General features: G+C 57.9%; 24 protein-coding genes. 8 read left to right on the top strand and 16 right to left on the bottom strand.

Annotated elements, in window-relative coordinates; translation table 11 throughout:
- Nucleotides 1-3: 3 nt before the first annotated feature.
- From EC836_RS04660 to EC836_RS04645, 4 genes are all read left to right on the top strand, one after another.
- The gene (locus EC836_RS04660; RefSeq protein WP_123330540.1) at nt 4-402 is read left to right on the top strand and encodes a SirB2 family protein; all 399 of its coding nucleotides are present in this window, start codon (nt 4-6) and stop codon (nt 400-402) included.
- Nucleotides 399-1,208 (top strand): invasion regulator SirB1, encoded by an 810-nt coding sequence (gene sirB1, locus EC836_RS04655; RefSeq protein WP_123330538.1) that lies wholly within the window; start codon nt 399-401, stop codon nt 1,206-1,208. The genes EC836_RS04660 and sirB1 overlap by 4 nt, the downstream gene beginning before the upstream one ends.
- A gap of 43 nt (nt 1,209-1,251) precedes the next feature.
- Complete coding sequence (gene kdsA, locus EC836_RS04650; RefSeq protein ID WP_123330536.1) at nt 1,252-2,106, top strand: 3-deoxy-8-phosphooctulonate synthase; 855 nt, start codon at nt 1,252-1,254, stop codon at nt 2,104-2,106.
- A 112-nt stretch (nt 2,107-2,218) separates the two neighbouring features.
- On the top strand, nt 2,219-2,629 hold the full coding sequence (locus EC836_RS04645; RefSeq protein WP_123330534.1) for an META domain-containing protein: 411 nt from the start codon (nt 2,219-2,221) through the stop codon (nt 2,627-2,629).
- Between the two features lie 57 nt (nt 2,630-2,686).
- Here EC836_RS04645 and chaA read toward each other — a convergent pair whose 3' ends face one another.
- The gene (gene chaA, locus EC836_RS04640; protein ID WP_123330532.1) at nt 2,687-3,778 is read right to left on the bottom strand and encodes a sodium-potassium/proton antiporter ChaA; all 1,092 of its coding nucleotides are present in this window, start codon (nt 3,776-3,778) and stop codon (nt 2,687-2,689) included.
- A 397-nt stretch (nt 3,779-4,175) separates the two neighbouring features.
- On the opposite strand from chaA, the gene chaB reads away from it, so the two are divergent.
- On the top strand, nt 4,176-4,406 hold the full coding sequence (gene chaB, locus EC836_RS04635) for a putative cation transport regulator ChaB (RefSeq protein WP_123330530.1): 231 nt from the start codon (nt 4,176-4,178) through the stop codon (nt 4,404-4,406).
- Between the two features lie 9 nt (nt 4,407-4,415).
- Here chaB and EC836_RS04630 read toward each other — a convergent pair whose 3' ends face one another.
- From EC836_RS04630 to EC836_RS04610, 5 genes are all read right to left on the bottom strand, one after another.
- Nucleotides 4,416-5,438, bottom strand: coding sequence for a LacI family DNA-binding transcriptional regulator (locus tag EC836_RS04630; protein WP_123330528.1), 1,023 nt, complete (start codon nt 5,436-5,438; stop codon nt 4,416-4,418).
- A 28-nt stretch (nt 5,439-5,466) separates the two neighbouring features.
- Complete coding sequence (locus tag EC836_RS04625) at nt 5,467-6,873, bottom strand: sucrose-6-phosphate hydrolase (protein ID WP_123330526.1); 1,407 nt, start codon at nt 6,871-6,873, stop codon at nt 5,467-5,469.
- Nucleotides 6,870-8,243 carry a sucrose-specific PTS transporter subunit IIBC gene (locus EC836_RS04620; protein WP_123330790.1) on the bottom strand — a complete coding sequence of 458 codons (1,374 nt, stop codon included), beginning with the start codon at nt 8,241-8,243 and terminating at the stop codon, nt 6,870-6,872. The genes EC836_RS04625 and EC836_RS04620 overlap by 4 nt, the downstream gene beginning before the upstream one ends.
- A gap of 39 nt (nt 8,244-8,282) precedes the next feature.
- Nucleotides 8,283-9,926 carry a carbohydrate porin gene (locus EC836_RS04615; RefSeq protein WP_123330524.1) on the bottom strand — a complete coding sequence of 548 codons (1,644 nt, stop codon included), beginning with the start codon at nt 9,924-9,926 and terminating at the stop codon, nt 8,283-8,285.
- 143 nt (nt 9,927-10,069) lie between these two features.
- Nucleotides 10,070-10,993, bottom strand: a complete 924-nt coding sequence (locus tag EC836_RS04610; protein ID WP_123330522.1) for an aminoimidazole riboside kinase — start codon at nt 10,991-10,993, stop codon at nt 10,070-10,072.
- Between the two features lie 668 nt (nt 10,994-11,661).
- Between EC836_RS04610 and EC836_RS04605 the strand changes: the two genes are divergently transcribed.
- Nucleotides 11,662-12,339, top strand: coding sequence for a gamma-glutamylcyclotransferase (locus tag EC836_RS04605; protein ID WP_123330788.1), 678 nt, complete (start codon nt 11,662-11,664; stop codon nt 12,337-12,339).
- Nucleotides 12,340-12,357: 18 nt separating this feature from the next.
- Here EC836_RS04605 and EC836_RS04600 read toward each other — a convergent pair whose 3' ends face one another.
- From EC836_RS04600 to EC836_RS04560, 9 genes are all read right to left on the bottom strand, one after another.
- Nucleotides 12,358-13,800, bottom strand: coding sequence for a serine/threonine-protein kinase (locus EC836_RS04600; RefSeq protein ID WP_123330520.1), 1,443 nt, complete (start codon nt 13,798-13,800; stop codon nt 12,358-12,360).
- 36 nt (nt 13,801-13,836) lie between these two features.
- A complete protein-coding gene (locus tag EC836_RS04595) occupies nt 13,837-14,790 on the bottom strand; it encodes a hypothetical protein (protein ID WP_123330518.1) in 954 nt (317 codons plus the stop codon).
- Between the two features lie 14 nt (nt 14,791-14,804).
- The gene (locus tag EC836_RS04590) at nt 14,805-15,581 is read right to left on the bottom strand and encodes a PP2C family serine/threonine-protein phosphatase (RefSeq protein ID WP_123330516.1); all 777 of its coding nucleotides are present in this window, start codon (nt 15,579-15,581) and stop codon (nt 14,805-14,807) included.
- Nucleotides 15,578-16,747 (bottom strand): type VI secretion system-associated FHA domain protein TagH, encoded by a 1,170-nt coding sequence (tagH, locus tag EC836_RS04585; protein WP_123330514.1) that lies wholly within the window; start codon nt 16,745-16,747, stop codon nt 15,578-15,580. The genes EC836_RS04590 and tagH overlap by 4 nt, the downstream gene beginning before the upstream one ends.
- Before the next feature lie 24 nt (nt 16,748-16,771).
- Nucleotides 16,772-17,470 carry a type VI secretion system-associated protein TagF gene (tagF, locus tag EC836_RS04580; protein WP_123330512.1) on the bottom strand — a complete coding sequence of 233 codons (699 nt, stop codon included), beginning with the start codon at nt 17,468-17,470 and terminating at the stop codon, nt 16,772-16,774.
- Nucleotides 17,454-19,499 carry a type VI secretion system membrane subunit TssM gene (gene tssM, locus EC836_RS04575; protein WP_123330510.1) on the bottom strand — a complete coding sequence of 682 codons (2,046 nt, stop codon included), beginning with the start codon at nt 19,497-19,499 and terminating at the stop codon, nt 17,454-17,456. The genes tagF and tssM overlap by 17 nt, the downstream gene beginning before the upstream one ends.
- Entirely contained in the window at nt 19,499-20,725 is a 1,227-nt protein-coding gene (gene icmH / locus EC836_RS04570) for a type IVB secretion system protein IcmH/DotU (protein WP_370346631.1), read from the bottom strand. The genes tssM and icmH overlap by 1 nt, the downstream gene beginning before the upstream one ends.
- A gap of 105 nt (nt 20,726-20,830) precedes the next feature.
- Nucleotides 20,831-21,319, bottom strand: a complete 489-nt coding sequence (locus EC836_RS04565) for an SH3 domain-containing protein (protein ID WP_123330784.1) — start codon at nt 21,317-21,319, stop codon at nt 20,831-20,833.
- Between the two features lie 392 nt (nt 21,320-21,711).
- Nucleotides 21,712-22,260, bottom strand: coding sequence for a YbhB/YbcL family Raf kinase inhibitor-like protein (locus EC836_RS04560; RefSeq protein ID WP_123330508.1), 549 nt, complete (start codon nt 22,258-22,260; stop codon nt 21,712-21,714).
- 852 nt (nt 22,261-23,112) lie between these two features.
- Here EC836_RS04560 and EC836_RS04555 point away from each other — a divergent pair.
- Together EC836_RS04555 and EC836_RS04550 are read left to right on the top strand one after the other, a co-directional pair.
- Nucleotides 23,113-24,549, top strand: a complete 1,437-nt coding sequence (locus EC836_RS04555; protein WP_123330506.1) for a YchO/YchP family invasin — start codon at nt 23,113-23,115, stop codon at nt 24,547-24,549.
- 144 nt (nt 24,550-24,693) lie between these two features.
- Nucleotides 24,694-25,599, top strand: a complete 906-nt coding sequence (locus EC836_RS04550; RefSeq protein ID WP_123330504.1) for a bestrophin family protein — start codon at nt 24,694-24,696, stop codon at nt 25,597-25,599.
- Nucleotides 25,600-25,642: 43 nt separating this feature from the next.
- Here the strand turns inward: EC836_RS04550 and EC836_RS04545 are convergent, their stop codons facing one another.
- The gene (locus EC836_RS04545; protein WP_304466141.1) at nt 25,643-26,710 is read right to left on the bottom strand and encodes a porin; all 1,068 of its coding nucleotides are present in this window, start codon (nt 26,708-26,710) and stop codon (nt 25,643-25,645) included.
- Between the last annotated feature and the right edge of the window lie 256 nt (nt 26,711-26,966).

Here is a 26,966-nt window from a genome sequence, read left to right as displayed (position 1 = left end):
AACATGGCAACCTGGTATCTTCCGCTAAAATATTTCCATCTGCTGACGGTTTGCATTACCGTGCTGATGTTTGTGATACGTTTCTGGTGGTTACAGCGCCAGTCTGCCATGCTGCAGCGTCGCTGGGTGCGCCTTGTGCCGCACCTTAATGACACCCTGTTGCTGCTGTCGGGTGTGCTGCTGGTCACGATTACCCACTTTTACCCGTTCTCGCCGCAGGGCAGCTGGCTGACTGAGAAGCTGTTTGGCGTTATTATCTATATTGCACTGGGCTTTATTGCCCTCGGACGACGTCCGCGTGCGCAGAAAGTGCGCTGGATAGCGTTCATTGTGGCCCTGGTCGCGGTTTATGCGATTGTCAGGTTAGCCACAACCAAAATGCCACTGTTGGGGTTTGTATGACGTCCTTAGCTGATTTTGATTTTACCGCCGCCCCGCTGAGTGAAGCGGTTATCGCGGCATCGCTGGCTATTCGCAGCGACTTTCCGGCTGAAAACGTCAGAGAGCAATTGTCGGCGCTGGTAGCCGAAGCGCGTGCGGCTATTTCGCCGCAGCTTGAAGCCGATTTACAGCTGGAGAAGCTGATTGAGCTTTTCTGGCACCAGTGGGGATTTGGCGGCGCGGGCGGCATCTATCGCCTGTCCGACTCCCTGTGGCTGGACAGCGTGCTGCGCACCCGTCAGGGTACGGCGGTGTCGCTGGGGATTGTATTCCTGCATATTGCCCGCCAGCTTGAGCTACCGCTGTGCCCGGTGATTTTCCCCACGCAGCTGATCCTGCGCGCCGAATGGATTGATGAAGATGTCTGGTTAATCAATCCCTTTAACGGCGACACGCTGGATGAACATACGCTTGAGGTGTGGCTGAAAGGCAATATCGGCCCGATCGCCGAGCTGTACGATGACGATTTGCAGGAAGCCGAGCCGCTGGCCGTGCTGCGCAAAATGCTCGATACGCTTAAAGCGGCGCTGATGGAAGAAAAACAGATGGAAACGGCGCTGCAGGTCAGCCAGGTGCTGGTGCAGATGGATCCCGAAGACCCGTATGAAATTCGCGATCGCGGGCTGATATTTGCCCAGCTGGACTGCGAACACGTGGCGTTGACCGATCTGGCCTACTTTGTGGAGCAGTGCCCGGAAGATCCGGTGAGCGAAATGATCAAGCTGCAGATCCACTCCATTGAACAGAAACAGATCACCCTGCACTGATACCTCGTGCGCGGTGAATACCTCTAAGACATAAGGCGAAGACATGAAACAAAAAGTGGTTAGCATTGGTGATATCCCGGTAGCAAACGATCTGCCATTCGTCCTGTTTGGTGGCATGAACGTGCTTGAATCCCGCGATCTGGCCATGCGCATCTGTGAACATTACGTCACCGTAACCCAGAAGCTGGGGATCCCTTATGTGTTCAAAGCGTCTTTTGATAAAGCCAATCGCTCTTCAATCCACTCCTATCGCGGTCCGGGCCTGGAAGAAGGCATGAAGATCTTCCAGGAACTGAAGCAGGCTTTCGGCGTGAAAATCATTACCGACGTACACGAAGCCAGCCAGGCCCAGACGGTGGCTGACGTGGTTGACGTGATCCAGCTTCCGGCTTTCCTTGCCCGCCAGACCGATCTGGTGGAAGCGATGGCGAAAACCGGTGCGGTGATCAACGTGAAGAAACCTCAGTTCGTCAGCCCGGGCCAGATGGGCAACATCGTGGATAAATTCGCCGAAGGCGGTAACGATAAAGTCATTCTGTGCGATCGCGGTGCTAACTTCGGTTACGACAACCTGGTGGTCGACATGCTGGGCTTCAACGTCATGAAGCAGGTTTCTAACGGCAGCCCGGTGATCTTCGACGTGACCCACGCCCTGCAGTGCCGCGACCCGATGGGCGCAGCATCGAGCGGCCGTCGTGCGCAGGTGAGCGAACTGGCCCGTGCCGGTATGGCGGTGGGCATTGCTGGCCTGTTTATTGAGGCGCATCCGGACCCGGCCAATGCCAAATGTGACGGCCCGTCGGCGCTGCCGCTGGATAAGCTGGAGCCGTTCCTGGTGCAGATGAAAGCCATTGACGACCTGGTCAAAAGCTTCCCTGAGCTGGATACCAGCAACTAATACGGTACACTCTCTCCGGGCCTGGCTTTCAGGCCCGTTTTCTCTCTGACGTTTCTCTTCGTCTTTCGGCACCCGACGGCGTGCGGACCTGAGTTCTGTTTAAGGAGCCACGATGAAAAAATCCATTTTGCTGATGCTGGCGACCCTGGCCGCCAGCGGCTGTAGCAGTGACGGCAACCGTTTTAATGAACAGCAGCTGCTGAATCATTACTTTGTGCTGACTTCGGTCGATGGCAAACCCGTTGCGCAACGCGCCGGCATCCGTCCGGGTATCAGCTTCGCGCCGGGGCTCAGGGTCAGCGGCGTGATGTGCAATCGCTTCTTCGGCCAGGGGCAACTCGAACAGGATCGGCTGAAGGTGCCCCAGCTGGCATCAACCCGGATGCTGTGCCGTGACGGTGAACTCAACCAGTGGGAACAGATGTTGGGTGAGGTGCTGAATACGGGAGCCAGCGTAACGCTGGATCGGCAAACGCTGACGCTGAATGGGGCGGGACATACGCTGGTCTATCGTGCTGAGTAACGCGCGGAAGAAGAGTCAATCAGAGAGCAAAGGGCCGGATTATCCGGCCCTTTGATTTTACAGCATAACGGTCATCAGATAGGCGATAAACAACGCCAGATGCGCAGCCCCGTTCAGCACGTTGGTGCGCCCGGTTGAGAATGAAATCTGGCACAGGATCAGGGCTGAAATCATCACCACCATCTGCGGCGATTCCAGACCGAAAATCAGCTCCTGACCGGTCAGCGAAGCGATAATGGTGACCGCCGGTACCGTCAGCGAGATCGTCGCCAGCACCGAACCAAAGAACAGGTTCATCGCGCGCTGTACCTGATTGGCCAGCACCGCTTTAATTGCACCCAGCCCTTCAGGGGAGAGGATCAGCAGCGCCACCAGGAAGCCGGTAAACTGCTCCGGGGCATTCATTGCCGTCAGCAATTCACCCAGCGGATTGGCATTCATTTTGGTCACGGCAATCACGGCGATCAGATGCACAATCAGCCAGGCAGTATGCCACGCGCTGCTGTGTGCAGACGGTTTACCGTGATGTGGGTCGCCGTCATCATCTTCGTGTTCATAGACAAACAGACTCTGGTGAGTTTTGGTCTGGATCAGCAGGAATACCCAGTACATCGCCGCTGAAATCGCGGAAACCAGCAGTGCCTGAGCCATGGAAAAGTTGCCGTTCGGCAGCGCCACGGGCAGCACCAGCACAATCACAGCCAGCGGGAAAATGGCGATCAGATACTGTTTTACGCCGACCAGGTTAACGTACTGCGTGGCGAATTTGCGGCCGCCCAGCAGCAGGGCGAAGCCAACCAGCCCGCAGGTGACGATCATAATGATGGAGAACAGCGTATCGCGCATCAGCGCCGGGGCGGCATCGCCGGTGGCCATCAAGGCGGAAATCAGGCTGACCTCAAGGATCACCACCGAAAGGCTGAGGATCAGCGATCCGTAAGGTTCGCCCAGACGGTGTGCCAGCACGTCGGCATGGCGAACAACGCTAAAGGCGCTGCTGAGGATGGCGACCAGCGCAAGGGCATTAATGCCGACGACGACGGGCAGTGAGGTGGTGTTACCCCAGAACCACAGGACCAGCAGCGCGGCGAGGGGGAAGAACAGGGAGTACTCGGTGTGGCGGGTTTTACTGCTCTCGTGGGCACTCATAGGCTAACGCTCCTTATCGAAATCCGCTGGCCCAAAGCCGACATTATCGGGGGCCTTATAAAGTCGTGACTGAAGTATCAGTGACAAGTGGCGAAAGTGTAATCTTTTTTTTCACGTAGCCGAAAACTATTTACGTGATTTTACTGATTTTAAGTAAATTCGGTCCTAAATCATTATTTTTGATAATTTGGCGTTTATCATGATGAATTATCAGGTTGTTTATTAAATAAAATAAAATAATCTAAAGAATAAAGTGGGTTGATTATGGGTTTGCGGCGCGGTTATGGGCTGAGTGGTGCTGAATTTCTTTCAGATCGGTTAAAATCAGGGGTGGCAAAAAATGACCCGTGCACCAGGCTTTAAGAGTACTCAATGTGATTAATTCAGGAGGTCACTTATGCCTTACGATTCCCGCCAGGCGCTGCCCGACGCCGTTCAACACGTTCTTCCCGCACACGCGCAGGAGATCTATAAAGAAGCGTTTAATAACGCGTGGGAGCAGTATAAAGACAGCGACGATCGCCGGGGTAATGATTCGCGGGAGGAGGTCGCGCATAAAGTGGCCTGGGCTGCCGTGAAACACCAGTACCACAAGGGCGATGACGAGAAATGGCATAAGAACCGTTGATGCCTGGCTTTAGATTTGCGGATTTTTCGCCCGGCGCCATTTCAGCCGGGCGGGCAGCCAGCGCTGGGTCACCTCCGGCGTCTGCTCATCAATCAGCTGTACGATCATCTCAAAGCAGTTCCACGCCAGCAGCCGCTCATCCTGCTCGACCGTATCAATGCGCACTGACAGCGCGTCATACAGATAATGATCGTCAAAACTACACAGGTGCATCGGCGTATCCAGCAGTCCGTGCTGGCTCAGATAGCGCAGCACGCCTTCCTGTAGTCCGCAGGCCGCACAGAACAGCGCCTGCGGAACGCGGCCCAGACGGGCATACAGATCGGCAAACATTTCGTAACCGGAGCTGGAGTGGTAGTGACCGTGCATGATCCACTCCGGACGAACCGCCACGCCGGCGCGCGCTAAACCCTGTTGATAGCCGGCCAGACGATCGCGTGTGGGAGAGATACGTGGCTGCCCGCCGAAGAAGTAAATTTCGTCATAACCTTCGCGAGCCACCGCTTCCAGCAGCGTGGCGGTGGGTTCGGTAGCATCGGTGATCACCAGCGGCAGCGATGACTCGCCCAGATGGCGGTCAAAAAGCACCACCGGCAGCTGCTGATTAATTTTCTGATACTCGCTGTCATTCAGCATGCTGGAGGCCACAATCAGGCCGTCGATCTGACGCTGGATCAGGCTACTGACCGCCAGCGTTTCCTGACTGGCGTTTTCAGCGGTGCAGGCGATCAGCAGCTGCAGTCCCGCATCGCGGCACAGCATTTCGAGTTCGTGAGAGAAACGGGCAAAGCCGTGGTTGGTCATTTCCGGCACCACCAGGCCAAGGGTATTGCTGCGGCTGGAATTTAACGCGCGGGCGTGGATGCTGGGCTGATAGTGGTGCTGGCGAGCGATATCCATCACCCGGCTGCGGGTCGTTTCCGCAACGCGCAGCTCTTTGCCGCGACCATTAAGCACCAGACTGGCGGTGGATTTGGATACACCGGCCAGCCGGGCGATATCGTTAATGGTGATACGTTTGTTTTTAGTCACAGTGGCTTAGGCGTGAATGAACGGACGATCATTCTATCACGCATTGCCGCAACCTCCAGTGACTGAGGCTAATCTGCGCGCTGCCGCTGAACCGCAGATGCGGCTGTGCGTCCGGAAAGTAGCGCGATGACATCACCGCTTCGCCGCCGTTAATAAAGATTTCCACGCTGGAGTGGTCGCAGAGGATCTGCAGCGTGCGGACCTCACCGGACCAGCGGCGTTCTTCCGGTTTACCGCTGCGCAGGTTTTTGCGTCCCAGCGTCAGGCCATGATGATCAACGTTAAGGCTCAGTACGTCACCGAAGCTGGCGCGGAAGCTGCCGTCGACCGACAGCAGCAGTTCGGCACTGTCTACGTCCAGCGCAGGCAGGTTACCCGCAACGCCGTTCATCTGCGTTTCCTGCTTGCGCAGCAGCTGGAGTTCACGCGCCGGTCGCTGAATCAGCCGATCGCCCGCCAGCGTCAGTTCGCGAGGGCAGGTCATGGTATGGATCCAGCCGTGGCTCAGCGTCGGCTGATAAAATTCATCGCCGTCCGGTAGCCCCATCCAGCCAATCAGCAGGCGGCGTCCATCGTCGCTGAGGCAGCTTTGTGGCGCGTAAAATTCGAAGCCGAGATCGAGTTCATGAAACTCGCCGTGGCTGAACTGCGCCGTGTCGTAATCCAACGTGCCGCAGAAATAACCGCTCTGGAAGGTGTTGCGATAACGCCAGCCGTCGGCCTCCAGCCCCTGAGGGCAGGTCAGCAGGATTTCACGATCCTCCAGTCGGAACAGGTCCGGGCATTCCCACATATAGCCGAAATCGCTCAGCCCGTTCAGGCCGCTGCCCGCCATTTCGCCCAGCAGCGTCCAGCTGTGCAGGTCGGGGGAAATCAGCAGCAGCACTTTCCCCTGTAGCTGCAGGTCCTGCGCGGCCAGCACCATATACCAGCTGCCGTTATGCTGCCAGACTTTGGGATCGCGGACGTGGCCGGTATACCCTTCCGGCAGCGACAGCACCGGGCCGAGTTTGCGAAATTCGCCGTGTTCGTCCTGTACCGCCAGGCACTGCCATGCGGTACGTCCGTCCTCGAATTTCACGTTACCGGTATAGACCAGCGTCAGCTCGCCGTGATTGTCCACCGCGCTACCGGAGTAGCAGCCGTGGCTTTCGTAGCTTTCGGACGGCGCCAGCGCCAGCGGCTCGTGCCGCCACTGCACCAGATCCGCCGAGCTCCACTGACCCCAGAATTTGGCCCCGTGCGCACAGGCCAGCGGGTTCCACTGATAGCACAGCGTATAGCGGCCATTAAACTGAATAAATCCGTTGGGATCGTTCATCAGCCCGACGGGCGGAGCCAGATGCCAGGCCGGGCGATGACGATCGGCCGCCGCGCGCTGCTGGCCGCTGAGCACCGCGCGCAGCGCCTGTTTCACCAGATGGGCGTCACTCATGCTTTGACCTCAACTTTGATTTTCAGCAGTAAGGACAGCACAAAGGCGGTCACAAACGCAATCACCATGCCGATCAGATAGTTGATCATCGAGCTGCTCTGTACAATTGCCAGCCCCGGCAGGGCGGTCAGGCCCACGGCCACCATATTGACGTGCATCGCCACCACCCATGCGCCACCGACGGCACCGCCGATCAGCCCGGCGATAAACGGTTTGATAAACCGCAGGTTGATACCAAAGATGGCGGCTTCGGTGATGCCCAGCATCGCCGAGAACGCCGAGGGTAGAACAATACTGCGGGTGCGCACATCGCGGGTTTTAAACCATACCGCCAGACAGGCGCCGCCCTGGGCGACGTTGGCCATCGACCAGATCGGCAGGAGGAAGTTAACGCCGATTGAGGGGTTACCCAACAAACCCGCCTCAATGGCGTGGAAGCTGTGGTGCACGCCGGTGATCACAATCACCGAATACAGGCCACCGAAGATCAGCCCGGCCAGCCAGCCCGCGTGAGCGATCAGCGTGCTGAGCACCAGTGAAATACCCTCGCCCAGCCCGCGACCGGCAGGGCCGATAATCAACAGGGCGACGAAGCCGGAGATCACCACCGTCAGGAACGGCGTGAGGATGATATCCAGCGCGTTGGGGATAAATTTGCGCAGGTTTTTTTCACAGTGGCTCATAAACCAGACGGCCAGCAGCACCGGGAATACCGTACCCTGATAGCCGATCATCGCAATCTCCAGACCAAAGAAGTTCATGGTATGGAAACCGCTGGCGACACCCCACGCGTTGGTTAACGCCGGGTGGGTGAGAATGCCGCCCAGCGTGGCACCCAGATAGGGGTTACCGCCGAATTCACGCGCGGCGGTAAAACCAATCAGGATCGGCAGGATGATGAAGGCCGCCGAACTGCACATATCCAGCATGATAAACAGCGCGCTGCTGGCATCGACCCAGCCATACGTCTTGATCATGCCCAGCAGGCCCATCAGCAGGCCCGAGGCGACAATCGCCGGAATGATCGGCACGAAGATATTCGACAACGTACGCGCAATGCGCTGCAGCGGATTCAGCTTTTTCGCTGCGATATCCGCCGCTTCACTCTTGCTCGACTCGTTAATGCCCGCCACCTTAATAAATGCGGCGTGAACTTTATTCACGATGCCGCTGCCGAAGATGATCTGCATCTGGCCCGCATTGCGGAAACAGCCTTTGACGCCCTCGATCGCTTCGATGGCCTCCTTTTGCACCTTATCATCGTCGACCATCACCAGCCGCAGCCGGGTGGCACAGTGCGCGGCGCTGGCGATGTTTTCCCTGCCGCCCAACAGCGGCAGGAGTTCACGGGCTATTTTGTCAAAATCCATCATTCCCTCAGTCGGTGATTTAATGTTTCAGGCCGGTTATCAGAACCAGGTTTCCATCTGTACGCCAAAGTTCCATTCGCCACCGGCGCTGAAGCCGGTGCTGCCGAACGAATCATCGCTGGCATAGCGGTCCAGAGAACTGTTCCAGTCCATCCAGGTGGCGAACAGGCGAATTTCCGGGCGCGTGAAGAAGTCGCCGATATCGGCAACCTTAAACGTCGGCGCGAAGGTCAGTTTCCAGAAGCTGCCGGAAACGGCTTGCCGATCTTTATATCCCTGCGGATCGAGATCCATGTATTGATAGCTGCCTTCATAAGCCAGCGCAAAACTCGGGTTGATTTCCTGGATCAGGCGCGCATTTACCGTCGCCCAGCGGTAGTGGTCGCCTGCGGCATAGCGGTCGCTGCTGCTTTGTGCCAGCACCGCCGGGGCAAAGCTCCAGCGATCGCTCAGCGGCGTAACGCCGTAGCTGGCCAGACGCCAGGTCTGTGCCTGTTGGGTCAGGTTGCCGTCGGATCCGATACCTTTCACTTCGGCACCCAGTCCGCGGCCGTAAAGCACGGCGGTTTTCGCCTGGCCTTCACGCAGTCCCCAGAAGCTGTCGTTATGCAGTGCCAGCATGGCGTGCAGGCCGGTGTCGCCCGCGTTGTCGTTCTGGCGGGCGGTATTCACCCGCTCGTCGTTATCCTTCGCCCGCAGGCCGCTGAGCATCAGCTGGAACGGGCCGGCAAAGTTGTTGGTGGTGACAATGTAGTTTTGAATGGTGTTATCAATCGCTTCAATATCGCCAAAGTTACGGCCATACAGGGAGAAGCTGCTCTTCAGCCCCTCGTTCCACTGCACGTCGTAGATACCGCCACCGGTCCCGGCGAGGAATACCACGTCAGAATCGAGCCAGTGAATGTCGAAGTTATCGCGGTCGAAGCGCTTACCGGCCCACAGGGTACTGTGGCTGAACGGGCCGCTGAAATCCGGTAAATTGCCCAGCTCTACGAACGCCTGGCGAATATTCAGTTCGCTGGTGCTGCCTGTCCAGTCGTTGTAGTCCTTCTGGCCGTCCGCCAGCATCGCCTTGAAGCGGGTGGTGGCGCCGTTAGCCAGCTGCTGCTTGTGTTCGAAATTCAGTTCGACGTAGGTGTTGTTTTCATTGCCCAGTCGGCCTACCGCGCCGCCGGTTTCCCCGGCCGGGGTCAGGTAAGGGCCGCTCTGCGTTCCGGCGGCGGAGTCGTTCATGATCAGGCCAGAACGGGCGTAGCCGTGGAATTCAAATCCGTCAGCAAACGACGCTTTAGTTTCCACCGGTGCGGCGCTGGCCGTTTGCCCGGACTGAACGTTCGCTGCGCTGGCGGAATTCGCGTCAGCAGGGGCTGAAGCCGAGGCAGCCAGTGAACCTGACAGGCCATTACCTGCTGCGGCATGCGAAGTCGCCGCAGAGCCTGCCGTTGCCGAAAGCGCAGCCGTTTCATTTTGACGAGAGGTTTGTGCCTGAAGTCGGGCGACGTCTTTTTCTGCGCGGCTGGCGCGGGTTTCCGCGTTGGCAGCACGGTTTTCAGCCTGCTGCAGGCGCGCTTCCATCGCGGCTAATCGCGCTTCAAGGCTGCTGAGAGTCGGGGCGGCGAAACTGAGAGTGGGTGTTGCAAGCGCCAGGCCGATGGCAAGGGTCAGAATTGAAGGTTTGATCATCTTCGCGGTTTTCCAGAGAGTGTGTTTTATGATTTTGCTAAACCGGTTCGATCGCGAGGTTATGCCAGGTGGCACGAAATGATCAATCTGAATTGCTAACCCGGTTTAGGAAGTGTGATCGGGTTAGCATTTTATCCATTTAATTAGAGGATTTCGGCCAGATCGGCGGCATACGGTAGGGCGGTCATCGCGCCTTTGGCGGTGGTGGCCGCTGCGCCGCTGCGCTGGGCCTGCTGGATAGCGGATTCCAGCTGACGCGGTGCCAGCGGATTATCTTCCTGCGCCAGTGCTGCCAGCAGTCCGGCTACGAAGGCATCACCCGCGCCGGTGGTATCGACCACGCTAACCGTTGGTGCCGGGAAGTGCTGTAGCGAGCCGTTCTGCCACAGCCACACGCCGTCGGCACCGCAGGTGACCAGCAGTAGGGCGGGCTGGTAGCGACTGCCGAAATCGGTGATTCGGGCGGCGAGATCGCTGGCGTCGCTGAGTGTCGCCAGCTCGTCTTCGGACAGTTTAATGATATCGGCCTGGCTGAAGGCGGTATCCAGCAGTGATGACAGCAGCTGTCGGTCCGGCCACAGGTCCTCGCGAAGATTGGGATCGAAGCTTACCCAGCCACCGGCCTGCTTGATGGCGTGCATTGCCTCCAGCGCCGCGCTGCGGCTGGGTTCGGCGCTGAGAGCTATGGAGCACAGGTGCAGCCCTTCGCCGGCGGCGAAGCGCGGCAGCCGTTCGCTGCTGAGGAACAGATCGGCGGCGGGGCGCACCATAAAGGTAAACTGCCGCTCGCCGTGCTGGTCCAGGCTGACCAGCACGGTTGAGGTGCGATGACCTTTTTCGCGATGCATATTGCTGATATCAACGCCTTCGCCTTGCAGTGTCTGCTGCAGGAATTCGCCGAACGGATCATCGCCCACGCAGCCGATAAAGGCGCTGTTGCCGCCAAGCCGGGCGACGCCGACCGCGACGTTAGCCGGTGCGCCTCCGGGGCATTTCAACAGGCGATCGTCCTGTTCCGGTAGCAAATCAATTACTGCATCACCCAATACCCAGATTCGTTGCGTCATTGTGATTGTCCTGAAGTAAAAATCTGCCAGTAAGCTAAACTGGTTTAGCAAAAAAGAAAAGCGCTAATGATTGGATAGTTGAGGGTTGTCTGAACGTTCAGGGCATTGTGCTTGTAGCGGCGGGTCCCCTCAAAACTAACGAGTCGCTGTAGCTCTAAAAACTCACATTTCAGGCCGCACAAAACTAACAGAGCAGACGGGTAGCGCTCCCGAACGGGCTATTCGCAGCGCTGAGCGTAGAGAGGAAGGCCGGATTTGCCCACAGGGAAGTGGGCAAAAGGCGCAGCCGCGCAGGACGCGCGTCTGCGGCGGTCCGTGAGGCTGACGAACGAAGAGAAGGCATCGCGAAGCGACGCGAGGACCTGCCCGGCAGGGGACGCTCCCCGTCAGCGCAGTCATCATAAGTGAAGACAACACCACTCAGCGGGGATCCTAATCATCTCAATGAATGCAACACGTACAAAGCATCAACCCTATCGCTTACAGCAAATTTCACCCTCCCGTCACCGCCCGGACATTTTTTTTCTTTTGTGATCGACCTCTAACTTGAAAGCTGCTGAATAAATGCATAAGGTCAGTAATAATGTTTGATAAAATAGCTAAAAATAGTCAGATCACGGATGGCAAAATCAGCAGGACGGAATTTGAGCAGTGGCGTGGAGGTAAAAGTGTTAACACGAGATTTCTTATTAAAAGCTGACTGTAAAACCGCTTTTGGTGATATCGAGGACTCACTGTTATGGAGCGCGGAGCAGCGGGCCGCTTCGCTGGCGGCTGCCCTTGCATGTCGTCCTGACCACAGCCCGGTATGGATCTTCGGCTACGGATCGCTGATGTGGAACCCGGTGTTTGAAGCCGATGAAGTGGCTGCCGGAACGTTAGTTGGCTGGCATCGTGCGTTTTGCCTGCGCCTCACCGCCGGGCGCGGTACCGCCAGTCAGCCTGGCCGAATGCTGGCGTTGAAAGAGGGCGGTGAAACCACCGGCCTGGCCTTTTGCCTGCCCGAAGCAAAGCTCCATGAAGAGCTGGAGCTGCTGTGGAAGCGCGAGATGATCACCGGCTGCTATCTGCCGACCTGGTGCGAACTGGCGCTGGATGATGGCCGAAAAGTCACCGCGCTGGTGTTTATTATGGACCCACGCCATCCGCTCTATGAAACCGACTCCTGTCCGCAGACCATTGCGCCGCTGATTGCTAAAGCCACCGGCCCGCTGGGCACCAATGCCCAGTATCTGTTTTCACTGGAACAGGAACTGAACCAGCGCGGCATCAATGACGACTGCCTGACCGATCTGGCAAGCAAGGTGCGTGAACTGCAGCAGTGCCACAGCGGACTGGCGGGATAATCCCGCTCAGATATTCCATCAGTGCGCCGGGTTAATCAGCCAGGTTCCGGCGCGATCGATTTTTAACCGCTGGCTGTAATCGCCTCGGGTACTGTGTACCTGCAGCAGATAGTCGCCAGCGGCCAGATTCAGCACGGCGTAACCGCTGTTGTTTGGCGTCACCGCCATCGCGTTGTTGTTCAGCAACAGCGTATCCCCACTGCTTAATTTCAGATACACCGTTGCCAGCGCAGGCGCGTTAGCTGGTGCCGTCGTTGCACCGGCGTCGCTTTCTGTCGGCGTTACCTCAGAGGGTGATGCCGTATCTTGCGGCTGTGGATCGCGGTTCAGTATCCAGACCACCGCGCCCACGGCCAGCAGTGCCAGCCCGCTCAGCAGCAGCAGGGGCCCGGATAACCGCGGTGGATTTTTCGGCGTGAGAAGCGGCTCGGCGGCGCTGGCTGCCGGATTCACTGCCACGCTCGGAGCTTCCGTTTCCGCCTCGGTTTCCGGAACGATCACCGGCTCGGCCTGTGGTGCGATCGGCGGCTCGCCGAAGGCGCTGACTAACTCCTCCACTTCGCTGACCGGCAGACTGATCAGCGACGCCAGCTCATCTACCGACTGCGGGCGCTGCGTGGCATCCATCGCCAGTGAGCGATCGATGGCATTCAGCAGCGGCAGCGAATACCCCTCGGGGAGACGTTCACTCAGCGGCCGATAGCTGTCTTCAATGCTACGTACCACGCTAACCGGCGGCGGATTCCCAACGATAAGCGTATGCAGCACCGCACCCAGCGCATAAATGTCGGTCCACGGGCCCTGTTCCGCATCGCTTTCTTCGCAGTACTGCTCCAGCGGCGCGAATCCGGGCTTGAGCATAATTTCGGTTTCGTCAGAGAGGTTACCGATTTCTTTGCGGGCGGAGCCGAAGTCCAGCAGCACCGGTAGCTGATTTTCCTGGATTTGAATATTATCCAGCGAGATATCCCGGTGCAGGTAGCCCGCACGATGGATGGTGTTAATGGCGCCGAACAGCGGCGGCAGCAGCTGGCGGATCCACGCCTCGTTAATCGTTTGCGGCTGGTTGTTCTGCCACGCTTTTAAGGTCATCCCGCTGTAGAACAGCGTGCCCATATAGGCGGTACCGTTGCCCTGCCAGAAGCGCAGAACGTGCACCAGCCCGGGATGATTAAAGCGCGCCAGCAGTCGGGCTTCCTGCACGAAGCTGTTCATCCCGGCGTTAAACAGCCGCTGATGGCGCTCGGCGCGTAGCGTAACGGACAGATCCTCGCCGCGGGTGGCCAGCGAGTTCGGCATAAATTCCTTAATGGCGATAGTGCGTTCCAGCAGATGGTCCCAGGCGCGATACACAATGCCGAAACCGCCGCCGCCAATGACTTCCTGAATTTCGAACTCATTGAACCGGTAGCCCGGCGGCAGTGCTTTGCTCGCGTTTTGTTGCTGCTCGTTTGCCGACATAATAAAAACTCTCCTAACGTACGCTACGCCAGATACTCAATTAACGGTGCGCCAGGCACCTGTTGCCGGGTCGGCAAGATCGGCATGCAGGGCATCAACCAGCAGCACGTTCACTTTCACTTTGGGATTGATAACCGCTGACCATGACTGGCGCAGTGTCTCAACCCGCTCCTTAATTTCCGCAGCGTTGCTGGCGTCGGTTTTATCCATTTTAATCAGCAGCGTTCCCTCAAAGGACCAGGCGTGCAGTTCGGGACTAAACGGCAGCACCAGCCAGCTGTCCGGGGCATCTGCGCGGCTAACCACCATGCGCTGATTATTCACCGTCACCACCTCAAGTTCGCCGGAGGCAGGATGCAGATCGCGCAGCGGGTATCCCTGATAGAAGGTCACCGCCAGGGGCAGAGGAGGCTGCTGGCCATTCATCAGGCTCAGTTCGCTGTTGCCCTCCAGCCAGCCATCGGTGGTGCAGGTCATAGATTTCGCGTCGGGGATAAACAGCGACGCGCCGCGATCGTCCCACCACGTGCGGAAATGACAGCCGCCGGGCAGATCGAAATAGTGTAGTGGTACGGTGTTCGCCGGGCGGGAGATATCCAGCGGCGCGGCGTTATCGGCGGTCGCCGTAGCGGTGGCATCGGCGGTGATGACCGGCTGCCAGCCGCCGTCCTGTTGGGCGCTGCCAACGGCCAGCACCGAACCCCGGCTGCTGGTCATCTGCCAGGACAGCGCGTTCAGTTTGCCGCACTGGTTGCGCAGCAGATTGCCCACCTGCGGTAAGAACTTATCGAGCACCGCCGATTCGGTGGCTTTCGCGGAAACAATGCGCAGGTTAATCTGTTGCTGGCACCAGGACTGCGGCGCGCTGCTGGCGACATTGTCAATAAACACGTCCAGCGCAAGGCTGGGGGAGGAGACCACCCGGTAATCTTCCGCCTGCGCGCTGGCGGCAGCCATCAGGCTCAGGACAACTGGCAACCAATATTTCATAGCATTCCTTGAAATCAATCGCGCGGTGGTAAAAACCGGGCCGAATCCGTTAGAGAAAAAAGCAGTGTGGTGTCCTGTGGCGAGCCGCACCATACGGCCACGGCGCTAAGATTATCCTGTTTTTCGCTGCGGTCGATAGCTTTCTGCATTAGGGCCAGCCATTCCTGCGGCGAGTTTACCATTCTTAGCGCCTGTTCCATCTCGGCAGGCGTTAAATTATTCCAGAAACCATCGCTGCACAGCAGGAAAACATCGCCGTCTTCCAGCGGCAGTACGGGGCTGTAATCATGGGGCTTCGCGCTGTCGGTGCCCAGAGCGTTGTACAGTAAATGGCTGTTTATCCCTGTATTATCATAGCCGGCGTCCTGCAACTGCTGCACCAGGCTGTGGTCGCGGGTCATACCGTGAACCACTCCGCGGCGAAAGTGATACACGCGAGTGTCCCCGGCATGGCACCACCAGGCCCGCTGGCCGGGACGATCGATAAACAGTGCAGCCAGCGTGGTACTCATTTTACTGAAGGCGGGTTCGGCCTGCTGCGCCGCGCGGATGGCCCGTTCGCAGGCGATCACCATCTCTTCCGTCTGCAACGGTGTTAGCATCTCCAGGCCGGCAACCTCGGACAGCAGCGTATCCCGGGCAATGTACGCGGCGCGGTCGCCACCGGGGCTGCCCGCCACGCCGTCGCAGACCACAAATACACCGAATGTCTCGTTAAGCTGCGTCCCGGTGGCATCCTGATTGCTGGCCCGCGCGCCGATCTGGGAGGTGCTGCAAAAGGTGATATTCATCGATCCTCCTCGGCGGTTTGAGAATCTTTATACTGGTTGACTTCCATTTCGTACGCCTGCAGAAACGCCTCGCCAAACAGCGAGTGGAAATCATCCTCAATGTCTCCGGAAGTATGCTGATAGTGGCGCACAAAATAGTCCCACAGCGCCGCCTTGCGCGATGCGCTGAGCGCCAGTCTGGGGATGGCATTGTCCTGGCGGGCGTGTTCTTCCAGCCGCTGTGGATTAAACGATTGCAGCATCGCGGCGATAATCGCGCGGATCCCGGAGGTCATCCCCAACTGGTGGGCCTGCAAATCAACCAGCGCATCGCGCACCGCCTGCTCGGGCGGCATAAAGCCCGGCATCTGGCTTTGGTAAATCTGCATCAGCACCGTTTTCCCACTGGGTAATATTTTAAACGGATTGTTCGCCTCATTGAGGATCATGGTCATCTCGGCTTTGACTCCGCGCTTGAGGATCGAACGCGAGGAGAGCAGGGCGACCGTGCCCTGTGAGAACAGGCTTAGCATGCGGCCGGTCAGACGCATCTGTTCTTCGCTGAGTGCCGCGGCGTGTCCGGCGGCGGGATCCAGCCCCATGCCTTCCAGCAGCGCATGCAGCAGGCGCTGCTCATGGCTGCCTTCGGCTTTCGGAGACTCGCTGTCGCTGTGCTCAGGGGCCAGCGGGCCGATTGCCAGCCTGGCGGCAGCGTCGCGTGCGGCGCGCTGTTCAAGCTCTTCCGCGCTGGGTTTTTCCTGCGGGCGCTCCGGCAGCAGGGTATCCGGCTGAAGGATGCCCAGTGGATCGCCTGCCGCTTGGTTTTCGTCTCTGAACAGCAGCAGCGGATCGTCCAGCACGACGCCGTCGTCGGCCCGGTCAGGATCGCTGACCAGGATGTGGTAGTCGCCAATATCCAGCGTATCGCCGTGCACCAGTGAGACCTGTTCACCGCGAGCGAGGGATCGTTGATTGTGAATCACCGCGATAACGCTGCCCTGGCTGGTCAGGCGACACTCGCCGGTCGGAGAAACGTGAACCAGCGCCTGCAGGCGAGAAATCGTGCGTTCGGGATCGGGAAGCACCAGATGATTATCCGCGCTGCGGCCGATAGTTCCCCCCGGTGGGGTGAAATCGCAGCTGTCGGCGCTGTCCCGATCCTGGGGGGTTAAAAGAGTGAGTCGCATGCTTCTCCCGTTTTCGCTCCGGACTTAATCAGCCGGGTCAAACATCGGTGGATAGAGTCCGTGACGCGGCGATTTTTCGGCCAGGGTCGGATGAAACAGCTGGCTGAACAGCTGCGCGGTCAGATTGCCGCTGTGCTTATGGCTGACCAGCGGGTAGCCATCGCTCTGGTTGGTCCACCAGTAGCTGGTGTACTGCAGCGGATCGAAGCGGCGCGAAACGTCCTGCCATGCCAGCGTCGGGCAGTCGCGATAGCCAATAAGCGCTGTGGCATCGAGTTTTTCAGCCTGCGGCAGCGGGGCGAGCTTATTTATCGCCTGTTCCGTTTCATCGACGCTTTTCTGCTGGCTGACCGCCTGCCGCAGGGTATCACCGAGCGCATTAAACCATTCTCCGGCCAACGCCAGCTGTACCGGGTGCCACTGCTGTACCGCGATGGTCTGCGCAGCCATCAGCGGCCAGATGCGGCCAACCCGATCCCGCGATGGCATCAGGCAGCCAATCTGTACCTGCTGGACACCGAGCGTTGCGGGCAGCGCAAAATTCCAGATCGGCGCACGGGCGAAGGCCTCAGTACAGCCATTGTGGGCATGCTGCCACTGCGCTACGCCGGACTTAAACCAGTTTGACCAGTGGGCAAGCCGGGATTCCGGCATCCGGCGATGCACAAAATCGCCCGCCGCCGGGAGTTTGCCATACCATCCCGGATCAGTGTGGGTTGCCATTTTGCTTTCTCATTATCAGTGCGCCGTCGCGGGCATACGGCGAGCTTTGGATCTGCCGATCGAGAAGCTGGCTCAAATGCCAGTCCAGCTGCTTAAGCTGAGCGTCGGTCATATCCGGCGGCGGATTGCGCGACAGGATTTGCATCACCCAGTCGCGCAGGAACGGGCCGTCGTAGCTGCGCGGCTGATACAGCATTTGATAGGCGCGCAGAGCGTTGTGGCTGAAGCCCTCGTCGCTACCGTTATCTTCCCGCAGCGTCAGCGTTATCGCCTGGGCAACGCGCGGCAGCAGCAGCGATTTCAGCGCGTTCTGATACAGGCCCCAGCTGGCGTTAAACAGCTGCTCTCCGCGATATAATCCACCGCGCATCGTCAGCGGTGGGGCCGAATGCGTAAAGTCGGGCGACTCGGGTAAGGCCACCAGGCTGTTTAAAAACGGCAGCAGGCCGGTAATATCGCCACCGTTATTCTCGCTGAGTGTGCGGGCCTGCTGCTGAATTTCCGGCAGCCGATCGGCAACCTGCTGTAAATAGCGCTGATTTTTATCATAGCTTACGAACCACAGCGCGCAGCAGGTCACTAAACCGGCGGCCAGAGCGGCATAGCCCATTCGGTGCAGTCGCTGATTGCGCTGCTCCCAGCGCCGGTCGCTACCGGCCAGCGCGCTTTCACGAAACACCACCTTGCTGAGCAGGTCGTGAATAAAATAGCTTTGGCCTTTGTTGGCCGGAATCGGTGCCGTGCGGCTGACGCTGTTCCAGCTGGCCAGCGACTGTCCCTGAGGCTGCGGCAGTTGAAGCTTACGCGCCAGTTCGCCCATTACCCGGTCGAACGGCAGCCCTTCCTGGGTACCGCTGGTAAAGAACAGGCCGCGCACGGACCAGGGCAACTCACCCTGTTGAGGGGCGAACATCGTGGTCAGATATTCCGCCAGCAGCGGGCGCAGCGAGGCAAATTCCTGTGGGAAGAGGAAGCAGTCTGCGCGCTCCTGCAGGTCGGTCTGCCGCGCCATGTTGCAGGCAAGGTCGGTCATCAGCTGATGGCAAAGCTGATGGAAATGGTGCTCAAACTGCGGCAGCAGCGGGGTATCCACGGCCCGATCGGCGTGCAGTGGGAAGGTGAATCCAAAAATCTGCTCGCGCTGGCTTTTATCGCACTGGGCAAAATAGCTCATAAAACCTTTCAGCAGGTCGCTTTTGGTCACCATGATATAGACCGGGAAATGGATGCCCGTCTGCTGGTGAAGTTCCGCCAACCGGTCGCGCAGCGCAGCGGCCTGCGCGAGACGGACATCGGACGGATCGCTGAGCAGATCGGCCACACTGAGGGTGACGATCACCCCGTTAATCGGCTGGCGTGGGCGATAGCGTTTTAGCAGGGCGATAAAGGTTTGCCACTCGCTGGCGTCGCGGGTGCGCTGGCTCTCCTGCAGGGTGTATCTGCCTGCGGTGTCCAGCAGTACTGCCTGACGGGTGAACCACCAGTCGCAGTGCCGCGTGCCGCCGACGCCGCGCAGGGCACCTTTATTCAGGGTGTCGGGCAGGGCGAATTCCAGCCCCGAATTCAGCAGCGCGGTGGTTTTACCGGCACCGGGCGCACCGACAATCAGATACCAGGGCAGCTGGTAAAGATAGCGGGCGCTGAAAAAACGCAGCCAGCGGCTGCGGCGCGAAGGGGAACTCTGCGGAAACTGGATTTTTTTCAGCTGCTGCGTGGCATCGTGAAAGCGCATATCCAGCATTTCGCTGGTGGCCTGTAGATCGTTTTGTTCGCTGCTGTTCAGCTGCAGCCGTGCCAGCATCCGCCGGTTATACCAGGCGCGATAAAGCTGTGGCAGCAGCATAAACAGCCCCCACAACAGGTAGCAGCTGGCGATCAGCAACTGGCGATTCAGATCGCTGTCAAGCAGCTGAAACTGGCTGAGGGCCAGCAGTGGGCCGAGCATCCAGATCAGGGCGCACAGGGCGCTGACGCCGAGCAGGCCCCATATCGGGCGGCAGGTAAGCAGTGCGAAAATAGTTTTCAACATCATGATTTTCCAGTGCTGTTGCTGCTGTCATCGTTTTCAGGCGCGGCGAACAGGGTGATTTCAACACGCCGGTTCTGTGCCCGATTTTGAGCGCTGTCGTTCGGCATCAGCGCACCGCTGTCGCCGCGCCCCTGAGTGCGAATGGATACGCCGGGCTGAGCAATCAACTGCTGCATCAGGCTGGCGATGGCGGAAGCCTGCGCCTGGGAATATTCATAGCTGGAGGGGAAACGCTCCTCGCGGCGCGGTTTGTCGTCGCTGAACACGCTGATCAGCAGCGTACCGTGAACGGCTTCCAGCGCCGTGGCTACCCTGGCGATGAGCGCCCGTCCTTCAGTAGAAAGTACCGTGCCGGAGGCATTAAACAGCCCGTCCACCGGCAGGATCACCCGGCTGCCGCTGCTGGTATCCACCACATCCAGCTGATGGGCGGTGATCAGATCGCTAAGCCGCAGGCGCAGATCGGTTAGCGCCTGTGGGGCCGGGCCGCGCTGGCCGGCAATCGTTTCCGGCAGCGGGGTTTGCCAGATTTGCTGCAGCAGCGTGCTGGCAGTATTGCCCAGGCGCCAGTTGAGGCTGGAAAAGACCAGACAGGCGATAAAGGCAGTGATCGAGATGCAGGCCCACAGCGGCACCGGTGCACGCCAGGGAGCGCTTTCCAGCGGCAGTTCGGCCGGGGGCGACGGACGATGATGCTGCGGCGTATCGCGCACGTTAGAAATGAGCACCGCCAGACGGTCGCGAATGGCATCGCGCTGGCTGCGGCCGTTTTCCATTGTCCGATAGCGGCCCTCATAGCCCAGCAGCAGGCAGTAGTTAATGACTTCTAACAGCCACAGATGCTGATCGGGATTTTGCGACAGCCGGGAAAGTAGCTGAAAGAACTTATCGCCGCCCCAGGCTTCATTATGAAAGGTCACCAGCAGCCCGTTCCCGGACCAGACGCCGCGATTGCCCCACGGCGTTTGCGCGGCCGCCTCATCCAGCACCGTACAAAGGCAGTAGCGGGCACCGATGATCGTTTCAAACGGCAATTCCACTTCACGGCAGCGGCTTTCAAACAGACGAATCTCATCGACCAGCTGCTGGCGTAAACCGGCCGGATCGTCATGGCTGATGGCCTGGCGGATCTGCACCACGGCGTTCAGCAGAGAGGAGGCTGCTGCCAGCAGAGGGTTATCCAGGGCCGCGTTGTTCTCTGTCGCCGGAGAAAGTTCTGGCATCATCAGGATTCGGGGATCTCAGCTGTGTGCTGCAGCCGGGAAAAGAAGCCAGCTGCACAAATTATGTCATCCATTCACCGGCAGTGTGGCTGCCGCATTGGGTTCGGGTTATTGCAGGATCCAGGTTGCCGTATCGCCGTTGCGACAGGCTTTGCTCTGCCCGCCAACGTCAACGCACTCTTTCTTACTTGCCTTACGCGGGCGAGGGCGATCGTTGCGCAGCGTGGCGTCATACAAATCGCTTTTCACACCGGCTTTCAGCGGGACATAGCCCGCCAGCTGTTGCGGATCGTCTCCGGCAATCGCCAGCCAGTGATCTGCTTCACCTAGCACGGTGAAGGGCTTGCCGGTTTCCAGATAGCGCACGATCTTGCCGCTGTAGTCCGGGCGGGTCATCACCGAGGCTTTATACAGGGCGCGGTATTGCTGATTGACGGGCGTAAAAGAAGCCGGGGCCTGCACCGCATAGCGGTGGACCAGCTTCACGCCGTTGACCTCACTGGTCACCAGGGTGTCATCATCCGGCTGTGACGGCGCCGTTTTGCATCCTGCGAGGGAAAACACGGCCAGCAAGATTAACGCGCTGCTAATTTTCACTTTGATCCCCGTGAATCTGTTCAGTATATCTGACTGTAAGTGCAGCAGAGCCGCGCCAGCCACGCTCCACCGCAGCCGAACGGCGTTCACGCTCTTTCGGCTGGGAGGAATAAAATTGCCCGGATTTACATCAGGATAACGTGTTGGGACGTTTACCTGACATTTTTGGGAATAGAATCCATTGCAGGCGCTGAATGAACATGCTAGCAGTCGCCCGGTTTGCCAGATTTTGCCTGAAAGGAGTGATAACGGCAATTTGATTAGCGCTAATAATGCTAATTTTCCTTATCTGCTGCGTAGTTGGCGTGAAAACAGGCATTTGGAGAGGGGCCCGATGAGGCAGAAGGCATCACCGGGCGAGCGATCAACACCACAAGTGGCGTGATGGCATGTCAATCATTGCCGTAGCGGCCGATGATACCGGCACCGGCCAGCGCGTGGCCCTTCAGTGCGTTAAGCAACTGATCGCGGGTCAGGCCTGCGGGTAGCGCGTCTGCGGCCAGGTCGCTGGCGATAAGCGTAAAGACATAATGATGCGCGCCGCTGCCTGCCGGAGGGCAGGGGCCGTGGTAGCGTGCGGTTCCCGGGCTGTTGTTACCGCCGGTAAATCCTTCGCCGCTGGTCAGATCGCCACGGGCAAACTGTTTGCTGCTGGCAGGAATGTTGTAGGCCACCAGATGTGAGACGCCGAGGCCTTTTGCGCCTTCGGGGTCAAAGACCATCAGGGCAAAGCTTTTGGTCCCGGCCGGTGCGTTATTCCAGCTAAGTGCCGGGGAGACGTTTTCCCCGGTGCAGCTGACGTTACCTGGTGTGGCGCCGGCAAACTGTTTATCCAGAAGGGCATTATCGGTGAAGTCGGGGGAGCTGAGGGTGAAGATTTCCTGTGCGCCAGCGCCGAGGCTGGCTAAGAGGAGTGAGGTGGCGAGTAGCGTTTTTTTCATTGACGTTCTCCGTTTTAAAGTGGTGCTGATTGATGTTTGAAATCTCAAATCTCAAATCTCAAATCTCAAATCTCAAATCTCAAATCTCAAATCTGAAATCTGAAACTCTGAGCGTTCGGCGCTGGCGCTGGCTGGCCGGTCCCCCTTCTGGGCCGGTCCTCGCGCGGCGTTGCACGCCGTGCCTTCACGTCGTTCATCAGCCGGTCGGACCGACACAGACGTGCCCTCCCTGGCCCGACCGTGTCTTTCCCCCGCGTCCTGCGGGTGAATCCTGGCTTCTTCTCTCCTCTCAGCGCTGCGGATGTTCCATACGGGGACCGGCCAGCCTGTTTTGTTATTTCAGTATTGTCTGGTAATGGAAAACTGTCAGCCTGTTCTGGCACATCAGTGATCATAGAACGCAAAACAGCGAGCAGATTAGTTGTAGGGGGAACAGCCTCTGCGGAAGTCGGGTAATCCGCAGCGCTGAGATGTAAGCATCAGGCCAGGATACGCCAACAGGACGTTGGCGTAAGGCTGCGTCGTGTCAGGGACGACGCGTCGCAGCCGGTCCGACAGGGCGGATGCTGGAATCGAAGGCACCGTGCAACGCACGGCGCGAGGACCGCCCGGCAGCCGCAGAGGCTGTTCTCCTTGCACCTGTGCACCAGCGATGCCGCCAAACAGACTCAATTCACATCAGGAGTTTTCAGCATTTTTCAAAAGCATAACTTCGCCAAAAGCAACGAGTACCTACCGCCCGGATTTTCACCGACCAGCATAATCTGTGTTAAAGTTATAACTCGCCAAATTTGTGAGGCACCACACATTTAACCCGCTATAAAAATATTGCTTTTGCTATCTTAAATGCCTATGAAACGATTTGTCCGCCGTTATCCCATCGTCCTTTCTCTGCTGATTACGCTATCCGGCCTGCCTGTCGATCGCGCATGGGCCTTTGACGCGGAAAATCAGGTAGAGGAAGCCCCCTTTGACGATCCCGCCCGCTTCAGCAATATGGTGCAGCAGCTGCCCGCGCTGAACAGCGGTGCCTCCGACGATCTGCTGGAAAAACGTATCGCCGAAGCGGTAAAAAGCATCGGTGAAGCCAGTATGGCAAGCGACAGTGATAAGCCCCTGCGCGAACAGGCGGAGCTGTGGGCATTTAACCGTTTTCGCGATTTGGCCTCCGAACGAGCAGCCAGAGAAGGGGAACACCTGCTGTCGCCTTACGGACGCGCCAGCATTTCACTGGCGGTGGACGATGAGGGAAGTTTTAACGGCACCTCGGCGCAGCTGATTACCCCCTGGCAGGATAACTATCAGTATCTGACCTTCAGCCAGCTTGGCCTGGAGCAAACCGAATACGGTGCGGTAGGCAACGCCGGGCTGGGCCAGCGCTGGATAGCCGGAAGCTGGCGGCTCGGCTATAACGCTTTTGTCGACGATTTGCTGACCGAAAACCAGCAGCGCGGATCGCTGGGCACCGAAGCATGGGGCGAATATCTGCGCTTTTCGGCCAACTACTATCATCCACTCAGCGGCTGGCGTAATCGCGGCAACAGCAGCCAGATGCGCATGGCGCGCGGCTACGATATAACCACCCGGGGTTATCTGCCGTTCTATCGTCAGCTTGGCGTGTCCCTCAGCTATGAACAGTATCTGGGGCGCAATATCGACCTCTTCCACAGTGGAAATATGATGGACAATCCCACGGCGGTGACATTGGGGATCAACTACACTCCGGTGCCGCTGTTCACGTTTAGCGCCAATCATAAAGAGGGCGACAGCGGCGAGTCGCAGGACCAGTTCGCCCTGAAAATGAACTACCGCATCGGCGTGGCGCTCAGCAAGCAGCTTTCAGCCAGCAACGTTGATGCCGCACAGTCGTTAAGCGGCAGCCGCTATGATGCGGTGAATCGCAATAATTCTCCGGTGATGTCTTTCCGCCAGCGAAAAACGCTGTCCGTGTTCCTGGCTACGCCGCCGTGGCAGGTGCAGCCGGGTGAAACGCTGCCGCTGAAACTGCAAATTCGCCACAGCAATCCCATTAAGGCGGTCAGCTGGCAGGGCGATACCCAAACCCTGAGCCTGACGCCGCCAGTTGACAGCAGTGACCCGCAGGGATGGAGCATTATTATCCCCGCCTGGGACAATTCAGCGGAGGCGAGCAATGAGTATCGTCTGTCGGTGACGCTGGAAGACAGCAAACAGCAGCGCGTTACCTCTAACTGGATCACGCTGAAACTGTCTCCGCCGGTAGCGATTCAGGATCCGCGCGCGGAAAATTATGATTTTCTGACCCCCTGACGGCGGGAGAGGGGATACCGCTGAAATGCAAAAAGTTGTCAAGATAGCGCCCGAAAATATATGTGATTAAAGTCACAAAATACTCCTTCCCAACGTCAGGGTTTTTCTGCACAATCTGCGAAAAATACTACTCACCTGCTCATCATGATCATCCGTCCGCATCGTCACTGGTTTGTTCGCCTGTTTGCCTGGCACGGCTCTGTGCTACCCGATATTTGGTTTCGCCTGACACTTAATCTAATGATGTCGGTGATTGCAATTCTGTGTCTTGACTGGTATGAAACGCTGGGAATTAAGCTGACCCTCGCCCCCTTCAGCCTGCTCGGGGTGTCGATCGCGGTTTTCCTTGGTTTCCGTAACAGCGTCTGCTTTGGCCGCTTTATCGAAGCCCGCATGTTTTGGGGAAATCTGCTGATTGCCTGCCGAACGCTGCAACGCCTGGCGCTGGCGATATCCCCGGCGGAAGCGCCGCGCGTGATGTCGCTGCTGCTGGCGTTCTGCTACAGCCTGAAGCACCAGCTGCGCCGTACCGATGCCCACGAGGATTTGCGCCGCTATCTGGGCGATGAGGCCGATGAGATTCTGGCCCGCCGGTCACCGACCAACTTTATTGAGCTTCAGCTCTCTAACTGGCTGGCGGTTCAGCGCCGTAACGGGAACCTTTCTGACATTCTGTATGCCCATATGGACGCCAGCATCAATCAGCTGTCGCAGGTACTGGGGGGATGTGAGCGGTTGGCGAGCATGCCGATTCCGTTTGCCTACGGCCTGCTGCTGCACCGCACGGTGTATCTGTTCTGTACGCTGCTGCCGTTCGCGCTGGTGCCGGATCTGCACTATATGACGCCGCTGGTCTCGGTATTTATTGCCTACACCTTCCTGTCGCTGGATACGCTGGCGGAAGAGCTGGAGATGCCGTTTGGCCTGGCCAATAACCATCTGCCGCTGGATGCGATGTGCACTAATATTGAGATCAATCTGAGGGAAATGAATCTGGAGCAGGAACTGCCGGATACGCCTCAGCCCGATCTGCACTACCGCTTAACCTGATAATGCAGGGGGCGACCCGCTGTGGTCGCCCCCCGTGCCCGGATTAGAACTGATAGTTCAGACCGACACCGGTGACGTCGTCATTCGCCAGCCCCAGCGGGTTGTTGTCGCTGAGCAGGTTAACTTTGTATTCGGCATACGCCAGGAAGTTCTTGTTGAAGTAGTAGTTCGCCCCGAAGGAAACGTACTTCACGATATCCGCGTCACCAATGTTTTCAATGTCTTTACCGCGTGATGACACGTAGGCCAGTGACGGACGGAAGCCGTTCAGGAACTGGTACTGCGCCACCGCTTCAAAATTCACAGCTTTGTTAGCAAAGCCGCCGCTGATTGGCGTGGCGTTGTGCGTGTTGCCGTAAACCGTTGCCAGATAGATCTGGTTGGCATCGTACTTAATCGCCGTCGCCCATGACTCAGCACGATCGCCTTCACCGCGCGCTGCATTATTTTGTGCCTGAGTACGGCCAAGGTTGGCATAGGTGCCGACCACGCTCAGACCCCAGTCAGCGCTGTAGCTGACGGAGGTCGCGTAGCCGTCACCGTTGCTGCGGCGCACGGCATCGGTGCCGGTACGATCGTTTTTGCCCTGGTACTGCAGAGCCACATTCAGGCCGTCAACCAGACCGAAGAAGTTGCTGTTACGCCAGGTTGCCACGCCGGTTGAACGCGTGGAGAGGAAGCCGTCCGCGTAGCCGGAGTCGCCGCCGAATTTCGGCAGCATATCGGTCCAGGCCAGCGCGTCATACACCAGACCATAGTTTCGGCCGTAGTCAAATGAACCCCATTTACCAAACTTCAGACCGGCAAAGCCCAGACGGGTTTTGTCGCCGCTCAGCGCATCCGCGCCTTCGGTTTTGTTCAGCTGGAAGTTGTACTGCCACTGGGCGTAACCGGTCAGATCCTGCGCAATCTGCGTTTCGCCTTTAAAGCCAAAACGGGCGTAGGAAACATCGCCATCGTTACCCGTGTCGTCCGAGAAGAGGTGACCAACGTTGATCTTACCGTTCAAATCCACCTTGTTGCCGTCTTTGTTATAGATCTCTGCTGCCTGCACGCTGCCAGTGGCCAGAAGAGCCGGTATCAGTAATGCCAGTAAAGAACGCTTCATCATGAGTAACCCTGTTTTAAAATTATATTTTCTTTGCATTTAGTGCGGTGGTGAAGGTGACATAAAAATATGTTTCATGAAAATTGAATATATGTAACAAATTATTACTGAGTGTTTTTTGGCAGGGTTTTTATATGTTATTCCTTATGTTGCAATACGTATTAGCTATGCATCTTTTAAGGTTATGAAGAATTTTAGTAAGTTAATTGCATGATTTTAATGTGTAAATTAATATTTCATTTTTATGAAAAACAATATT

The organism is Erwinia sp. JUb26, from assembly GCF_003751505.1.
Classification (GTDB): domain Bacteria; phylum Pseudomonadota; class Gammaproteobacteria; order Enterobacterales; family Enterobacteriaceae; genus Erwinia.
This window is presented reverse-complemented; position numbering and strand designations above follow the sequence as displayed.

Coding starts and splice junctions, on each gene's coding strand:
- tssM (WP_123330510.1), bottom strand. CDS start 19,499: ATGTTGAAAACTATTTTCGCACTGCTTACCTGCCGCCCGATATGGGGC.
- kdsA (WP_123330536.1), top strand. CDS start 1,252: ATGAAACAAAAAGTGGTTAGCATTGGTGATATCCCGGTAGCAAACGAT.
- icmH (WP_370346631.1), bottom strand. CDS start 20,725: ATGATGCCAGAACTTTCTCCGGCGACAGAGAACAACGCGGCCCTGGAT.
- EC836_RS04555 (WP_123330506.1), top strand. CDS start 23,113: ATGAAACGATTTGTCCGCCGTTATCCCATCGTCCTTTCTCTGCTGATT.
- EC836_RS04550 (WP_123330504.1), top strand. CDS start 24,694: ATGATCATCCGTCCGCATCGTCACTGGTTTGTTCGCCTGTTTGCCTGG.
- tagF (WP_123330512.1), bottom strand. CDS start 17,470: ATGGCAACCCACACTGATCCGGGATGGTATGGCAAACTCCCGGCGGCG.
- tagH (WP_123330514.1), bottom strand. CDS start 16,747: ATGCGACTCACTCTTTTAACCCCCCAGGATCGGGACAGCGCCGACAGC.
- EC836_RS04595 (WP_123330518.1), bottom strand. CDS start 14,790: ATGAAATATTGGTTGCCAGTTGTCCTGAGCCTGATGGCTGCCGCCAGC.
- EC836_RS04610 (WP_123330522.1), bottom strand. CDS start 10,993: ATGACGCAACGAATCTGGGTATTGGGTGATGCAGTAATTGATTTGCTA.
- EC836_RS04545 (WP_304466141.1), bottom strand. CDS start 26,710: ATGATGAAGCGTTCTTTACTGGCATTACTGATACCGGCTCTTCTGGCC.
- EC836_RS04620 (WP_123330790.1), bottom strand. CDS start 8,243: ATGGATTTTGACAAAATAGCCCGTGAACTCCTGCCGCTGTTGGGCGGC.
- EC836_RS04615 (WP_123330524.1), bottom strand. CDS start 9,926: ATGATCAAACCTTCAATTCTGACCCTTGCCATCGGCCTGGCGCTTGCA.
- sirB1 (WP_123330538.1), top strand. CDS start 399: ATGACGTCCTTAGCTGATTTTGATTTTACCGCCGCCCCGCTGAGTGAA.
- chaB (WP_123330530.1), top strand. CDS start 4,176: ATGCCTTACGATTCCCGCCAGGCGCTGCCCGACGCCGTTCAACACGTT.
- EC836_RS04645 (WP_123330534.1), top strand. CDS start 2,219: ATGAAAAAATCCATTTTGCTGATGCTGGCGACCCTGGCCGCCAGCGGC.
- EC836_RS04590 (WP_123330516.1), bottom strand. CDS start 15,581: ATGAATATCACCTTTTGCAGCACCTCCCAGATCGGCGCGCGGGCCAGC.
- EC836_RS04560 (WP_123330508.1), bottom strand. CDS start 22,260: ATGAAAAAAACGCTACTCGCCACCTCACTCCTCTTAGCCAGCCTCGGC.
- EC836_RS04625 (WP_123330526.1), bottom strand. CDS start 6,873: ATGAGTGACGCCCATCTGGTGAAACAGGCGCTGCGCGCGGTGCTCAGC.
- EC836_RS04600 (WP_123330520.1), bottom strand. CDS start 13,800: ATGTCGGCAAACGAGCAGCAACAAAACGCGAGCAAAGCACTGCCGCCG.
- chaA (WP_123330532.1), bottom strand. CDS start 3,778: ATGAGTGCCCACGAGAGCAGTAAAACCCGCCACACCGAGTACTCCCTG.
- EC836_RS04660 (WP_123330540.1), top strand. CDS start 4: ATGGCAACCTGGTATCTTCCGCTAAAATATTTCCATCTGCTGACGGTT.